The following is a 14,030-nucleotide window of genomic DNA, read 5'->3' as shown; positions in this document are numbered from 1 at the left end:
CCTGGGTAGCCGGTGAACCGCCGGCTGTCCGGGGCGGCTTTGTTTGTGCTGTAACTTTCATAGCCTGTCTAACGATATCGCTGGTGTACCGGCAGGCCGGCGAAAGGAAGTTATGACCACCCCGACAACATCCACCGGCGAGCAACCGACCGGCGCCCCGATCCTGAGCGTGCGCAGGCGCAACCTGGTGTTCGTTGCCGTCCTGCTCGGAATGCTGCTCGCCTCGCTCAACCAGACGATCGTCGCCACCGCGCTCCCCACCGTCGTGGCGGACCTCGGCGGTGCGGGCCATCAGGCATGGGTGGTGACCAGCTATCTCCTGGCCTCTACCGTCGTCACCGCCGTGGTCGGGAAGGTCGGCGACATCTTCGGCCGAAAAGTGGTGTACCAGGCGGCGGTCCTGTGTTTTCTGATCGGATCTGTCCTCAGCGGCCTGTCGGGATCGATGGCCATGCTGGTGGCCGCCCGGGCGCTGCAGGGGATCGGCGGCGGCGCGATCATGGTGACGTCCTCGGCGCTGATCGCCGAGGTCATCCCGCTGCGGGACCGCGGGCGCTACCAGGGTGCACTCGGTGCGGTCTTCGGGGTCACCACCGTCGCCGGCCCGCTGCTGGGCGGCTTCGTCACCGATCACCTCGGCTGGCGGTGGGCGTTCTGGCTCAGCATCCCGGTGGGCGTCGTCGTCCTGATCGTCGCGGCCGCCACGATCCCGGCAGTGGTGTCCCGTGGCGCGCGCCCGGTGATCGACTACGCCGGCATCGTGTGGGTCGGAATCGGGGCATCCGGTCTCACGCTGGCCACCAGCCTGGGCGGCGAACTGGCGTGGACCTCGCCGACCATCATCGGTCTGGTCATCGGTTCCGTCCTGGCGCTGGCGATGTTCGTCCGGGCGGAAACCCGGGCGGCCGAACCGATTCTGCCGATGCGGCTGTTCCGCAATCCGGTGTTCACGATGTGCTGCGTACTGTCGCTGGTCGTCGGCTTCGCCATGTTGGGCGCCCTGACGTTCATGCCCACCTTCATGCAGTTCGTCGACGGTGTATCGCCGTCCGAATCCGGGCTGCGCACCATGCCGATGGTCGTCGGGCTGCTGATCACCTCGACCGTCAGCGGCAGTCTGGTGGGCCGCACCGGCCGGTACAAGATCTACCCGATCGCCGGCACGGCGATCATGCTCGTCGGCTTCGTGCTGCTGTCGCGCATGAACGCCGCGACACCGATCCCGATCCAGTCGCTCTACCTGCTCATCCTGGGCGCCGGCATCGGCATGTGCATGCAGGTGCTGGTCCTCATCGTGCAGAACACCTCCGACTTCAGCGATCTGGGCGTGGCGACCTCGGGGGTGACGTTCTTCCGGACCATCGGCAGTTCGTTCGGTGCCGCGATCTTCGGCTCGTTGTTCGTCGGTTTCCTGTCGGATCGCCTGCCCGGTGCACTCGCTGCCGGCGGAGCTCCAGCCGTGGCGGGTGCTTCACCCAAGGCGCTGCACGAACTGCCGCCCGAGGTCGCCGCCCCGATCGTCGACGCCTATGCGAATGCGCTGGACCTGGTGTTCCTGTGCGCCGCGCCGGTGGCGCTGATCGGCCTGATCGTGGCGTTGTTCCTCAAGGAGGTGCCCCTGCTGGAGGCCGAGGCGACCATGGCGGCGGATCTCGGCGAAGGCTTCGGCATGCCGAGCTCGGAATCGGCGGACCAGGTGCTCGAGACCGTGGTCAGCCGGCTGATGCGCAGTTCACCAGAGATCCGGCTGCGAAATGTCGCCGGCGGCCCCGGGTGCGAGCTGGATGTCGCGGGGTTGTGGGCGCTGCTCAAGATCTACCGGCACGGCCAGGTATTCGGCTCGGCTCGCCTGACCGAGATCGCCGACCGCCTGGTCGTGCCCTTCGAAGTGCTCGAGCCGACCTTCAACCGGTTGGTGCAGGACGGCTATGTACTGCGTACCGGGGACAACCTGTGGCTGACCCAGGCCGGGGTGCGGCAGGTCGAGGGTGTCTCGGCGGCGCTGGTGGGTCGGATCGTCGACAAACTGGGGGAGTCGTCGTCGTACGAGGGCCGCCCGGACCGAGCCCAGGTCGAGGCCGCACTCGAGCGCATCGCGCACCGGATTGTGGTGCAACGGGACTGGGGAGACGACGACCGCGCCACCGAGCTGACCGGCTCGGGAACCAAAAACTAGAACTTGTTCCAGAACTGCCGGAATCTGCGTACGATTCGGCCATGAGCCGAATCGGAGAATTTCCCGACGACGACGTGGCCGGCTGGATCTTGAAGTCTCCCGAGATCGGCACCGCGATGGCCAACTTCACCAACGCGGTGTACACCAAGGGCCGCCTGCCCCTCCGGGTGCGCGAACTCGCCCGGATGGTGATCGCACTCAACAACGAGTGCGTGGTGTGCCAGAACACCCGCGACTCCGACGGTGCCGCGGCGGGAGTGGACGAGGATCTCTACGACCACGCCGCCGAGTGGCGGACCTGGCCGGGCTACAGCGCGCAGGAACGCGTCGCCGCCGAGTTCGCCGAGCGCTTCGCGAGCGATCACACCGGACTGCGTGACGACGAGGACTTCTGGGATCGCGCGAGTGAGCAGTTCGATGCCGAACTGCTCACCGACCTGGCGCTGTCGTGTGCGATGTGGCTGGGAATGGGCCGGATGCTGCGGACCCTCGACATCGGTCAAACCTGCAGGATCACGCTGTAACCCGCGCGCTCGCGGCCCGGTTTACCCGGGCGTCGTGACGGCAATACCGCAGCCATGATCGGAAGCCTTCGCTCCATCGTGCTGGACTGCCGGGATCCGCGTGCGCTGGCCGCCTTTTACGCCGAGGTGCTCGGCGGCGACGTCGCCGCCGAGGACGACACGTGGGTGGTCGTCACCGACCCGGCGGGCCGGCGGCTCGCCTGCCAGTACTCACCGCAGCACGAGCCGCCACTGTTTCCCGATCCGCGGGGGTCGCAGCAGATTCACCTCGACATCCAGGTCGACGATCCTGACGCGGCCCAGCGTCAGGTGCTGGCGCTGGGCGCAACCCGTGTCACCGATGCCGTCGGGGAGACCTTGTTCCGGGTGTTCCGGGATCCGGCCGGCCACCCGTTCTGCCTGGTGTGGGGAATCGACTGAGCGGCTGCGGTCAGACCAGACCGGTGGCGTCGAACACCCACGACATGTCGGCGGTGGCGAAGTTCTCCAGCCAGTCCGGCGGAGCGTGGTTGGCCAGGGCGCCCATGTCCCAGTAGTCCTTCCACAGCGTCACCTTGCCGTTCTCGACCCGGTGAACGGTGACGAACTTCAGGACGGCGGATTCGCCAGTGGCCCAGTGCCATTCCTCGTGGTGTTCGTACATGGCATCACGGCCGTTGTCGACCAGCAGGCCCGGGAAGTTCTCGTAGGAGGCGAGCGGTTCGAGGCCGATCTTGAGCCGCTTGACGATGTCCTCCGGGCCTCTGGCGGCCGCGGCCGCGCCTACCGGCATGTCCAGGTAGATGCAGTCGTCCGACAGGTAGGTCTTGAGAAGATCCCAGTCGCGTTCCGACAGCGCCTTCCACATGCCGTGGACAGTTTCCTCGATCGAGATGTCTTCAACGGACACTGGTCAACTTCCCATCCTCGGCGGAGATCGACGGGACGCGGTGTGCGGCCCGCAGGAACTGGCCGGTGCGCTGCTTGCCCACCAGGTCGGTCAGCGCACCGTCGGTGAACACGGTGCGTCCGCCGACGAGCACCGCGGTGACGGTGTCGTCGTTGCGGTTCACCATGCGCGACAACCCGCCGTAGTGGTCGACGGTCTCCTCGGCGTACGCATCGAGTGAGTCGTCGAGGTGCTCGGGATCGACGACCACGATGTCGGCGCGGTCCCCGATCCGCAGATGGCCGGCGTCGATCCGGTACCAGTCGGCCAGCTCACCGGTCAGCCGGTGCACGGCCTGCTCGATGGACATGAACGGCGTACCGGCCCGCTCGGCGTCGCGGACGTGTCGCAGCAGGCGCAGTCCCATGTTGTAGAAGGCCATGTTCCGCAGGTGGGCGCCGGCATCGGAGAAGCCGAGCTGGATGCCCGGGTCCCGGGCGAGCTTCTTGAGCACCTCGGGACGGTGGTTGGAGATGGTGGTCCGCCAGCGGATCGCGGTGCCGTGCTCGAGCACCAGATCCAGGAAGGCGTCGACCGGATGCAGCTCGCCGCGCTCCTGGCCGACCTGACCGAACGTCTTGCCGACCACGGATTCGTCGGGGCAGGCGACGATTTCAGCGTCGAAGAAGTCCCGGTGCCAGACCCGCATGCCGAACTTGCTGTCGTAGTCCTTGCGGAATGTGCGGCGGTAGGACTCGTCGCGCAGCAGGTCGTTGCGCTCGACCTCGTCGCGCAGGTGCAGAGCCGCTGCACCGGAACCGAATTCCTCGAACACCACCAGGTCGATACCGTCGGCATACACCTCGAACGGCACCGGCAGATGCTGCCACCGGAAGTTGCCGCCGAGCGTGTTCACCGCCTTTGCCAGCGGCCCCATCATCCAGATCGCGTACGGGTTGGCCTTGATGTCGGCAGCCGAGAGCAGGCTGGTCTTCAGCTGCTTGCGGAACAGCCCGAGGGACTGGGCCACCTGCGAGGCCAGGTTGAGCGGATTCTGGATGTCGGGACCGGACTGCAGCACCCGGCCGGCGCGCCGCAGCATCGACTTGAGCCGGCGGAGCTCGCGGGGCTTGGCGTAGGTGGACGGCAGGGTGCGGGACCGGCAGATGTCGCCGTCGATCTTGTCGAAAAGCAGTTGCTGTGAGGACATCCCGACGAAGCCCGCGTCGAGGGCCTCTTTGAGCATCTGCTCCATGCGGGCCTGTTCGGTTGCCGTCGGCCGCTGATCCTTACGGGTCGCCCGGTCGAGTCCCATCACTGCGGTCCGCATGTCGGAGTGCCCGATGAAGGCGGCCAGGTTGGGGCCCAGCGGCAGCGATTCGAGGGCCGACACGTATTCGTCGCAGGTGGTCCACGTCTTGTTGTCGTCGACAGCGGCGATCACCTGATCGCGCGGGATCGCCTCGACCCGGCCGAACAGGTCGCCCGCGTCGACGCCGCCGACGTGCACGGTCGACAGTGAGCAGGACCCGAGCATCGCGGTGGTCACGCCATGGCGCAGCGACTCCGACAACGACGGGCCATTGAGGACCTCGACGTCGTAGTGCGTGTGGATATCCAACATTCCGGGCATGACCCACTTGCCGGCGGCGTCGATGACCTGCGGGCAGTCCGCCTCGTCGAGGAGGTCCGGGGAGATGGCGACCACGTGCCCGTCACGAATTCCGATGTTGCGCACCGCTGACGGCGCCCCGGTGCCGTCGAACCACCGGCCGTTGCGAATGATTGTGTCGAAGCTCACCCAGCCATAGAACAGTCCCGCTGGTGGGAGTGTCAATGAAAATGGTGAACAGATTTGAAAAAATGTCTACTGGAAGCGGGCGGAATGGTCTGACCTGGGGTTATAGCGGAGCCCAGGCATCCGGCACCCGTCCGTCCAGGTCGGTGAAGCCGTACTGGCGCGCCAGGGCGGCCGAGCTGACGGAACGTTGATTCCACTGCGCCCGGTGCGGGTCGGCGGCCACCGCGGCCACACCGCGGCCGACGAAACGGGGCGACTCGGATTCGGCGAATCCCGGCGGCGCGGCCGGGTAGCCGTCGGTGCGGGCGAGGTCCAGTGCGCACCGCCAGTTGGCCTCGCTGACGCCGTAGTTGTCGAGCATCATCTCCGAGCGCAGCCATCCCGGAGTGACCGCGACGGCGGTGGCGCCGAACGCGGCGAGTTCGTGCCCGTGACTGAACGCCAGTCGGTTCACCGCGTTCTTGACCAGGTCGTAGAACACCGATAGCCGGGGATTCTCGGCATTGAATTCGGTTGTGCCATCGGTGATCTCCACCAACAGCCCGCCGGGGCGGTCGGCGAGCAGCGGCAGTAGGCAGTGTGACGTGATCAGGTGCGTGTCCAGTCCGAGACGCAGCATCCGCAACCCGTCGTCGAGGTCGTGCTGCCACATCGGCCGGCCCCAGGTGTCCGGCGGGCCCTTGAGTACCTCGGCCCCCCAGATGTCGTTGACCAGGATGTCGATGTGCCCGTAGTCGGCCTTGAGCCGCCCGGCAAGTTTGCGCACCTGGGTGACGTCGAGGTGGTCGACCTGTACGGCGACGCCGGATCCGCCGAGCTCCGTTACCATTTCGGCGGTTTCCTCGATGGTTTCGGGCCGGTCGTAATCGGAGAGGCGGCTTCCGCACCTGCTGCTGCGGCCGGTGCACACCACCGTCGCGCCGACTTCCCCCAGCGCCGCGGCGATGCCCCGCCCCGCGCCGCGGGTGGCCCCGGCGACAACGGCGATGCGTCCGCGCAGCGCCTCCGGGTCGGGTGTCCAGGCCATCCGATGAGTATCCCGCCGCGTGCAGTTCTATAGCTGCAGTTCGGGATTTCAGCGCATACTGGCTGAGGTGACTCCACTGCAGCGCTACATCGCCGAGGAAATCGCGACCGATCACCTCGACGGGCTGTTGTCGCGTCGTGAGGCGCTGCGCCGGTTGGGTCTGCTGGGAATCGGTGCGGCCGCGGCAGCCTCACTGATCGCCGCCTGCGGTGAGGCGAAGGAACCGGCACCCGCCACCACCCCGAGTGCGCCACCCGGACCGGCGGAGCCTCCCGGACTGCAGAATGCGCTGCCCACCACGCCGGTCAGTTGGTCGGGCCCCACAGGGGAGTTGCAGGGAGCCTGGGCCGCCGCGCAGGAAGCCAGGGGCGCGGTGTTGGTGATCCACGAGAACAAGGGGCTCACCGACCACATCCGCTCGGTGGCCGGAAGGTTCGCCGGTATCGGGTATTCGGCGCTCGCGATCGATCTGCTCTCGGCGCAGGGCGGCACGGCGGCATTCACCGATCCGGCGGGTGCCACCGCCGCGTTGAGCCGGATCGAACCGCCGGAGTTGATCGCCGATCTGAAGTCCGGCATCGAAGAGGTGCAACGCCGCGTGCCGGGCCGCAAGGTCGCCGCTGTCGGTTTCTGCATGGGCGGCGGGCTGGTCTGGCGACTCCTGGCGGCGGGTACTCCGGCGCTGGCCGCCGCGGTGCCGTTCTACGGCCCGGCTCCCGACGATCCGGATTTCAGTGGTTCCCGTGATGCCGCGGTGCTCGCGTTCTACGGCGCCCTGGATCAGCGGGTGAATGCGGGTGAACCGACGGTACGCGCGGCGTTGGAACGCGCCGGAATGGTGCACGATCTGATCACCGAACCCGACGCCAACCATGCGTTCTTCAACGACACCGGCGATCGGTACAACCCCGCGGCCGCAACCGATGCCTGGCGCCGGATCCAGGACTGGTTCGGGGCGCATCTGGCCTGAACCCCGGGCTTGTTCAGCGGCTGTTCAGGCCTCGGTTGCGGCGTCGTTGTTGACCGCACACGCGGCCCGGTTCTCATCGTGGCATGCGGGTTGTCCAGGTTGCCAACTTCTACGGCCCGCGTTCGGGTGGTCTGCGCACCGCGGTCGACCGCCTCGGCGCGGAGTACTGCGCCCTGGGCCACGAGGTTTACCTGATCGTTCCGGGTCCACATCCGCAGCGGCATGTCCTTGCCAGTGGTGTCGTGCGAATTTCCCTGCCCGCCAGGCTCATCCCGTTCACCGCGGGCTACCGCGCGGTGCTACCGGGACCGGTGACCGCGTTGCTTCAGCAGCTCGGTCCGGACGCGATCGAGGTTTCGGACCGGTTGACCCTGCGGTCGCTGGGGCCGTGGGGCCGCAGGCATGGGGTGGCCACCGTGATGATTTCCCACGAACGCCTGGACCGGCTGGTCGGTCAGGTGTTGCCGCGGTCGGCGGCGGTCATGGTGGCGGACTTCGCCAACCGCCGCACCGCGGCGAACTACGACGCGGTGGTGTGTACGACGGGTTTCGCGCGGGAGGAATTCGACCGGATCGGTGCCGACAACGTCGCGACCGTGCCGCTCGGGGTGGACCTCGAGCAGTTCCACCCACGGCGCCGGTGCGCCGAGATGCGCAGTCGCTGGGCGGCGCCACAGCAGACCCTCCTGGTGCACTGCGGCAGGTTGTCGGTGGAGAAGCACGCCCACCGCAGCATCGATACCGTTGCCGCTCTGCGTGATTCGGGCGTAGACGCGCAACTCGTGGTCGTCGGGGAGGGTCCGTTGCGGGCCCGGCTGGAGAGGCAGGCCAGTGGGTTGCCGGTGGCCTTCACCGGATACGTCGGTTGCCGCGACACCGTGGCGACCATCCTGGCCTCGGCCGACGTCGCGCTGGCGCCGGGCCCGCACGAGACGTTCGGCCTGGCGGCGCTGGAGGCGCTGGCCTGCGGAACTCCCGCGGTGGTGTCCCGGACATCGGCCCTGGCCGAGATCCTCACCTGCGACAGCGGAGCGACCGCCGACAATGACCCCCGTGCCATCGCACAAGCCGTCACCTCGGTGATCGGCCGGCCCGAACCGCTGCGGCGCAGCAGTGCGCGTCAGCGTGCCGAGCAGTTCACCTGGCCGCGGTCGGCCGCCGGAATGCTCGACGTACTCGGAGCCGGGTAGCAAGCCGGGTTTTGCGCACGCTGACGCCAGACCTGGTGTGCGGCCCCGCGCCGGCCCTATGTTCCGCGGGTCATATTTTGCGCACGTTGCCTGAAGGACGGTCGAGCATGTCCGAAACCACCACAGCCCCAGAATCGTTGGACTCCCCGCCGCCCGAGGGCGGCCGTCAACTGCGCGGCAACCTGGGAGTGGCCTCGATCGTTTTCATGGTGGTGGCCGCGGCCGCGCCACTCGGTGTGATCGGCGGGGTGGTGCCCTTGGGCATCGCCTCGGGCAACGGAGCCGGATTCCCTGCCACGTTCATCGCCGCCACGCTGGTGTTGTTGCTGTTCGCGGTCGGCTTCACCGCGATGACTCCGTATGTCGACGAGGCGGGCGCCTTCTTCTCCTACGTTCGTCAGTCGCTCGGGCTGCCGGCCGGCATCGGTATCGCATTCGTGGCGCTGGTCAGCTACGTGGCGTTGGAGGCGGGCGTGTACGGGCTGCTCGGCCCGGCGGGGGCGAGCGTCGTCGAGCTGGCGGGTGGGCCGACGCTGCCCTGGTGGGTGTTCGCCGCAGTGGGTTTCGCCGTCACCACCTATCTCGGGTACCGCAACATCGAGCTGTCCAGCCGCGTGCTCGGCGTGCTGTTGACCGCCGAGATCGCGATCGTGCTGGTGCTGGACCTGGTGATCGTGGCCAACGGCGGTGAGCACGGCCTGTCCTCGGGCATCGTCAACCCGGGTGCGATCTTCTCCGGGTCGCTGGGCATCGGGTTGTTGTTCGCGATCATCAGCTATGTCGGATTCGAGGCGACCGCGATCTTCCGCGACGAGGCCCATACTCCGGAGCGCACGATTCCCCGGGCCACCTACCTGGCCCTGATCCTGATCGGGGTGTTCTACGCGGTCACCAGCTGGGCACTGATCTCGGGCTGGGGCGACGAGCAGGTCGTCGCCCGCGCCACCGATTCGGGCGCGACGTTCCTCGGCGACACCGCGCACCGCTACATCGGCACGGCGGGCGCCGACATCATCACCGTCCTGTACTTCACCAGCCTGTTCGCCTGCATCCTCGCCTTCCACAACGTGGCCTCGCGCTACGTGTTCGCGCTGTCGCAGCGTGACGTGCTGCCCGCGCGGCTGAGCCGGCCGCACGACCGGCACGGCTCGCCACACCGGGCCTCGCTGTGGATCTCCGGCATCGTGGCGTTCAGCGTGCTCCTGGCGGTGGTCTTCGGGTTGGACCCGGCCGCCCAGTTCTACACCTGGTTCGCCGGGGCGACGACGGTCGGCGTGGTGGTGCTGATGATCGCCACCAGCGTCGCGGTCCTGGTCTACTTCGCTTCCGACCGGCACGGCCATTCACTGTGGCGGGTGCGTATCGCCCCGGCGCTGGGCCTGGCGGGTCTGCTGGGCGCACTGGTACTGATCCTGACCAACCTCAACGACCTGGTCGGCGGTTCCAGCGTGCTCGCCTGGGTGATCGTCGGTGTGCTCGTGTCCGCGTTCACGGTCGGTGTGGTCGTGGGTCGCCGGGTGGTCTGAAAAAGGCACATCGCAGCCCCGTGGGACGGATACTTGTCTGCGGAGACGACGATCTCAGGGGGCGAAGGTGTTCCGACTTGCAGCGTTGATGGTGTCGATGTTCCTGCTCGTGGGGATGAGTGTCGCTTGCGGACAAGCCAATTCGCCGAGTACCCATGGCGAGCACTCGGAGAGCGTCACCACCGGTCCGGCCACGGGAATGCCGACCGGACCCGTCATCGCGATCGAAGGTATGGGATTCAGTGCTCTGGGACCGGTGGCGCCGGGGACCGAGATCACGATCATCAACAAGGACGAGGTCGAGCATTCGGTGACGTCCCGCACCAAGGGCACGTTCGACGTCCACGTCGACGGCAAGGCACGGGCGACGCTGACGGCACCGCAGGAGCCGGGGGAGTATCCGTTCTACTGCCTGTATCACCCTGCGATGTTGGGCACCCTGACCGTCAAGTAGCCCTTCATCGACTGGGCCAGGCCACCGGCATGCGCTTGATGCCGTGGATGAACGGCGACAGCAGTCGGTCGGGTTCCTCGGTCACGACGATGTCTGGCAACTGGCGGTGCAATTCCTCGAACGCCACGGTGATCTCGCGGCGCGCCAGATTTGCTCCGAGGCAGAAATGCGCTCCGCCACCACCGAATCCGAGGTGGGGGTTGGGGTGGCGGGTGACGTCGAACATCCACGGATCGGCAAACTTCGACTCGTCGCGGTTCGCCGATCCGTACCACAGTGTCACCTTCGCCCCGGCGGGCAACGGTGTCTCGCCCAGCACGGTGTCCCGGGTGACCGTGCGGCGCATGTAGCTCACCGGCGACGCCCAGCGCACGATCTCCTCGACCGCGGTGGGGGCCAGTTCGTCGTACCGCGACCACCACTTCTGCCGCTGCTCCGGGTAGCGGGTGAGCGCGAGCACCCCGTGGCTGATGGCATTTCGGGTGGTTTCGTTGCCCGCGACCACCAGCAGGATGAAGAACGAGGCCACCTCGGCCGAGGTCAGCCGTTCCCCGTCGACCTCGGCCTGAACCAGGCTGGTCGTCAGATCCTCGGTGGGTGCCGCACGCCGTTCGTCGGCCAGCGCGGTCGCATACGCGCCGATGTCTGTCGCGACGGTGACGAACTCGTCGAAATCGGTGGTCAGGTCGGGGTCGCCGAATCCCAGGATCACGTTCGTCCAGTGGAAGATCCGCTGGTGGTCGTGTTCGGGGATACCCATCATGTCGCAGATGATCTGCAGCGGTAGCGGTCCGGCGAGTTCGGTGACCAGCTCGGCGGTGCCGTCGGAATTCCTGGCCACCATGTCACTGACCAGGCGTCGCGCCCGGTCACGCACCGAATCCTCGATCAGGGCCACCACCCGCGGCGTGAACGCGCTGCGCACGATGTTGCGCAGCCGGGTGTGACGGGGATCGTCCAACGCGATCATCGAGCCGAAATACTCTGCCAATTCCGGGGTTTGATCGCCGATGGTGATCCCGGAGGCGGAGCTGAAGATGTCCGGATGGCGGCTGGCGTGGAACACGTCGTCGTACCTGGTCACCGCCCAGTGCCCGACACTCTCCGGAGAGCCGTCGAGGACGCAGGCCCGGTGGAACGAGACCGGGTCGTCACGGCGCAGCACGCCGAATGCGCCGTCCCGGACTTCGTCATCCTCGCGCCAGAACTGCCACGATCCGAGGTCGATCTCCAAGCGCGGCACGTCGCCGGGACGCGCCCCATTGATCCGCGGTGCGATACCCACCCCGCCAGGGTAGGGCCGCACGGGCCCGGAAAACGGGTAACGCTCGGATCGGCCGAGGCGATACCCCTCTGGGGTGCACGTTTCGCCGCTCGCAGCCAGGTGAGTTGCAAGGCGTTGCGGCGCCGGGCCATTGGGGGATGGCCGGCGCCGGGGTCACGAGACTGTAGGAGGTTCAGGTATGAAACTGGCCAAGTTCGTGGCGGGTGCGCTGACAGCCGGCGCGTTCGCAATGGGTGTCACGGGGTTGGGGGTCCCGGTGGCGTCGGCGTCGCCCGCTGTGCCGGCTCCGCTCAAGCCGGGGCACGGTAACGACGACTGTTTCCCGTTCTGCAACGGTGGGCCGCCCGGCCATGATCGTGACTTCGACAGTCGCGGGCGTGGGCCCGATCGCGGTCCTGACTTCGACCGCCGCGACCATTGGGACGACAAGGGTCCGTGGTGGGCGAACAACCGGCACGACTGGTGGGACGACCGCCGGGGCGCGCCGCCGTGGGGCTGGGGCCCACCACCACCGTTCCAATGGCGTGGTGGCCCGCTCCCGCCGACCATCAACTACTGGGGTTACAACTTGAACCCAGTGTGGGACAACGGGTTCCGGCAGTGGGGGGTCTGGCTGTTCGGCGTCTGGGTTCCGATCCTCGGCGTCGGCTGATGTCCCGTCGGTAGCGGTCAGCCGCTCTCGCGGGTGGGTCCCTCGTCGCCGTCCTGATCTAGGTCATCCAGATCGTGACGGACGACGCGGACCCGCCCGTGGGGCAGGCACGCGGCGTAGCCGTGGTGCTTCCCGTACAACTCCCACGATGTCCGGTCCTCCTCGGGCCGGACATCGATGCGGTGGCCGTCGGAAAAGCTCAGGTGGAGGCTGCCGTTGTCCTCCCAGTCCGCATGTGTGCAACGCTGCCCCGCGAAATCGAAGAGCGGCCGAACCTCGTTGCGCAGTGACCGCGGGTCCAGCGACACCACTTCCGAAGCGTCGGCACCGGTGGCCGGCAGCGTCAGTTCCAGCGGGACCGAGATGACCAGTTCGTTGTAGTCATCGAGGTTGAGCACCAGGCCATCGCGAAACGCGATCCGCTGGACCAAGCACCCTTGAATCCATTGTTCGCTCATTGTCTTACTCTGAACCGCCGGACGGCCGGGCACAAGAGGCGCTCGCGCGGTGTTGCGTCAATCATGGATGGCATGGGAAACGTCCGATGAAGGTCAGGTTCGGTCTGGGAGTCGGCGCCGACACGGCCCCGGACGAACTCAGCGGCATCGTCGACCACCTGGAGAATTCCGGGGTCGACTCACTGTGGTTCTCCGAACTGGTCTACACCCCGGCGGTGGATCCGTTCATCGGCATGGCCTACTCGCTGGCGCGTACCCGGCGGTTGAAGGTCGGGACCTCGGTGGCCATCCTGCCGGGCCGCCATCCGGTGCTGGTGGCCAAACAACTGGCATCGCTGGCGGCGCTCGCACCCAAGCGGGTTCTGCCCGTATTCGGGCTGCATTCGGCACTGCCCGCCGAGCGGGACATCTTCGTGGTGCCCGACCGTCGCCGGGCCGCGGTCTTCGACGAATCGCTTGACCTCTTGCGATCGGCCCTGAGCGGCCATGATGTGTCGTTCGAGGGGGAGTACTTCACCGTCCGCTCCGCACACGTGCAGCCGCTTCCCGCCACACCGATCGACATCTGGCTGGGCGGATCGGCGCCGGCCGCGCTGACCCGCATCGGCAGACTCGGCGACGGGTGGCTGGGCAGCTTCCTCACCCCGGACGAGGCGGGGGCAGCGCGCCGGGGTATCGAGGCCGCAGCGGAGGCCGCGGGCCGGACCATCGAACCCGACCACTACGGCATCAGCCTCGCGGTGGGCGACGGTGCGCTGCCGGCCGAACTGCTCGCCGCGGTGCGTCGCCGCAGGCCCGACGTCGACCCGGCCGAACTGGTGGCGGCGGACTGGCCCGACCTGCACTGCCAGATCGACGGCTACCTGGCCGCCGGCCTGACCAAGTTCGTGATCAGGGCGGCAGGCACCACCGATCGCGATGCGTTCCTGGACCGGTTCACCACCGAGCTGTTGCCGCGGCAGAACTGAGGCCGGTCGAAATCCTGCTTTTGAACCGGGGAGTGTCGACAGCCGTGTCAGGGGGTATGTGCAGGCCGAGCGTGCACTGCGCCCTGAGCGAAGGAGACTGTCATGACGATGCGACTTCGATTCCCGCAGTT

General features: G+C 67.6%; 14 protein-coding genes. 9 read left to right on the top strand and 5 right to left on the bottom strand.

Annotation, left to right across the window (positions count from 1 at the left end):
- The first annotated feature begins 112 nt into the window (after nt 1-112).
- From AB0876_RS30570 to AB0876_RS30560, 3 genes are read left to right on the top strand one after another with little or no spacing between them, the layout of a single operon-like run.
- Nucleotides 113-2,176, top strand: a complete 2,064-nt coding sequence (locus AB0876_RS30570) for an MDR family MFS transporter (RefSeq protein ID WP_526043785.1) — start codon at nt 113-115, stop codon at nt 2,174-2,176.
- Between the two features lie 41 nt (nt 2,177-2,217).
- Nucleotides 2,218-2,700: a carboxymuconolactone decarboxylase family protein gene (locus AB0876_RS30565; RefSeq protein WP_491840932.1), complete on the top strand. Its 483-nt coding sequence runs from the start codon at nt 2,218-2,220 to the stop codon at nt 2,698-2,700.
- 54 nt (nt 2,701-2,754) lie between these two features.
- Nucleotides 2,755-3,120, top strand: a complete 366-nt coding sequence (locus tag AB0876_RS30560) for a VOC family protein (protein WP_491840933.1) — start codon at nt 2,755-2,757, stop codon at nt 3,118-3,120.
- A 10-nt stretch (nt 3,121-3,130) separates the two neighbouring features.
- Here the strand turns inward: AB0876_RS30560 and AB0876_RS30555 are convergent, their stop codons facing one another.
- The 3 genes from AB0876_RS30555 to AB0876_RS30545 all read right to left on the bottom strand — a co-directional run bounded on the left by AB0876_RS30555 (nt 3,131) and on the right by AB0876_RS30545 (nt 6,396).
- The gene (locus tag AB0876_RS30555) at nt 3,131-3,574 is read right to left on the bottom strand and encodes a nuclear transport factor 2 family protein (RefSeq protein ID WP_491840985.1); all 444 of its coding nucleotides are present in this window, start codon (nt 3,572-3,574) and stop codon (nt 3,131-3,133) included.
- Nucleotides 3,575-3,578: 4 nt separating this feature from the next.
- The gene (locus AB0876_RS30550) at nt 3,579-5,369 is read right to left on the bottom strand and encodes an N-acyl-D-amino-acid deacylase family protein (protein ID WP_491840934.1); all 1,791 of its coding nucleotides are present in this window, start codon (nt 5,367-5,369) and stop codon (nt 3,579-3,581) included.
- A gap of 100 nt (nt 5,370-5,469) precedes the next feature.
- Nucleotides 5,470-6,396, bottom strand: coding sequence for an SDR family oxidoreductase (locus tag AB0876_RS30545; RefSeq protein ID WP_491840935.1), 927 nt, complete (start codon nt 6,394-6,396; stop codon nt 5,470-5,472).
- A gap of 67 nt (nt 6,397-6,463) precedes the next feature.
- Between AB0876_RS30545 and AB0876_RS30540 the strand changes: the two genes are divergently transcribed.
- The 4 genes from AB0876_RS30540 to AB0876_RS30525 all read left to right on the top strand — a co-directional run bounded on the left by AB0876_RS30540 (nt 6,464) and on the right by AB0876_RS30525 (nt 10,536).
- Nucleotides 6,464-7,366, top strand: a complete 903-nt coding sequence (locus tag AB0876_RS30540; protein WP_526043784.1) for a dienelactone hydrolase family protein — start codon at nt 6,464-6,466, stop codon at nt 7,364-7,366.
- Between the two features lie 83 nt (nt 7,367-7,449).
- Nucleotides 7,450-8,556, top strand: coding sequence for a glycosyltransferase (locus tag AB0876_RS30535; RefSeq protein WP_491840937.1), 1,107 nt, complete (start codon nt 7,450-7,452; stop codon nt 8,554-8,556).
- A 107-nt stretch (nt 8,557-8,663) separates the two neighbouring features.
- Nucleotides 8,664-10,082, top strand: a complete 1,419-nt coding sequence (locus tag AB0876_RS30530; RefSeq protein WP_526043783.1) for an amino acid permease — start codon at nt 8,664-8,666, stop codon at nt 10,080-10,082.
- Nucleotides 10,083-10,149: 67 nt separating this feature from the next.
- Nucleotides 10,150-10,536, top strand: a complete 387-nt coding sequence (locus AB0876_RS30525) for a cupredoxin domain-containing protein (protein ID WP_491840939.1) — start codon at nt 10,150-10,152, stop codon at nt 10,534-10,536.
- A 4-nt stretch (nt 10,537-10,540) separates the two neighbouring features.
- Here the strand turns inward: AB0876_RS30525 and AB0876_RS30520 are convergent, their stop codons facing one another.
- A complete protein-coding gene (locus AB0876_RS30520; protein WP_526043782.1) occupies nt 10,541-11,821 on the bottom strand; it encodes a cytochrome P450 in 1,281 nt (426 codons plus the stop codon).
- A 178-nt stretch (nt 11,822-11,999) separates the two neighbouring features.
- Between AB0876_RS30520 and AB0876_RS30515 the strand changes: the two genes are divergently transcribed.
- On the top strand, nt 12,000-12,473 hold the full coding sequence (locus tag AB0876_RS30515; RefSeq protein ID WP_491840941.1) for a hypothetical protein: 474 nt from the start codon (nt 12,000-12,002) through the stop codon (nt 12,471-12,473).
- A 17-nt stretch (nt 12,474-12,490) separates the two neighbouring features.
- Here AB0876_RS30515 and AB0876_RS30510 read toward each other — a convergent pair whose 3' ends face one another.
- Nucleotides 12,491-12,931, bottom strand: coding sequence for a DUF6188 family protein (locus tag AB0876_RS30510; protein WP_491840942.1), 441 nt, complete (start codon nt 12,929-12,931; stop codon nt 12,491-12,493).
- An 86-nt stretch (nt 12,932-13,017) separates the two neighbouring features.
- Between AB0876_RS30510 and AB0876_RS30505 the strand changes: the two genes are divergently transcribed.
- Nucleotides 13,018-13,899, top strand: a complete 882-nt coding sequence (locus AB0876_RS30505) for a TIGR03854 family LLM class F420-dependent oxidoreductase (protein ID WP_491840943.1) — start codon at nt 13,018-13,020, stop codon at nt 13,897-13,899.
- Nucleotides 13,900-14,030 lie beyond the last annotated feature (131 nt).

The organism is Mycobacterium sp. NPDC049093, from assembly GCF_040704635.1.
Lineage (GTDB): Bacteria > Actinomycetota > Actinomycetes > Mycobacteriales > Mycobacteriaceae > Mycobacterium.
This window is presented reverse-complemented; position numbering and strand designations above follow the sequence as displayed.

Bases quoted from the DNA above. Each gene is read 5' to 3' on its own strand.
- AB0876_RS30535 (WP_491840937.1), top strand. From the start codon at position 7,450: ATGCGGGTTGTCCAGGTTGCCAACTTCTACGGCCCGCGTTCGGGTGGT.
- AB0876_RS30510 (WP_491840942.1), bottom strand. From the start codon at position 12,931: ATGAGCGAACAATGGATTCAAGGGTGCTTGGTCCAGCGGATCGCGTTT.
- AB0876_RS30515 (WP_491840941.1), top strand. From the start codon at position 12,000: ATGAAACTGGCCAAGTTCGTGGCGGGTGCGCTGACAGCCGGCGCGTTC.
- AB0876_RS30570 (WP_526043785.1), top strand. From the start codon at position 113: ATGACCACCCCGACAACATCCACCGGCGAGCAACCGACCGGCGCCCCG.
- AB0876_RS30505 (WP_491840943.1), top strand. From the start codon at position 13,018: ATGAAGGTCAGGTTCGGTCTGGGAGTCGGCGCCGACACGGCCCCGGAC.
- AB0876_RS30560 (WP_491840933.1), top strand. From the start codon at position 2,755: ATGATCGGAAGCCTTCGCTCCATCGTGCTGGACTGCCGGGATCCGCGT.
- AB0876_RS30565 (WP_491840932.1), top strand. From the start codon at position 2,218: ATGAGCCGAATCGGAGAATTTCCCGACGACGACGTGGCCGGCTGGATC.
- AB0876_RS30545 (WP_491840935.1), bottom strand. From the start codon at position 6,396: ATGGCCTGGACACCCGACCCGGAGGCGCTGCGCGGACGCATCGCCGTT.
- AB0876_RS30530 (WP_526043783.1), top strand. From the start codon at position 8,664: ATGTCCGAAACCACCACAGCCCCAGAATCGTTGGACTCCCCGCCGCCC.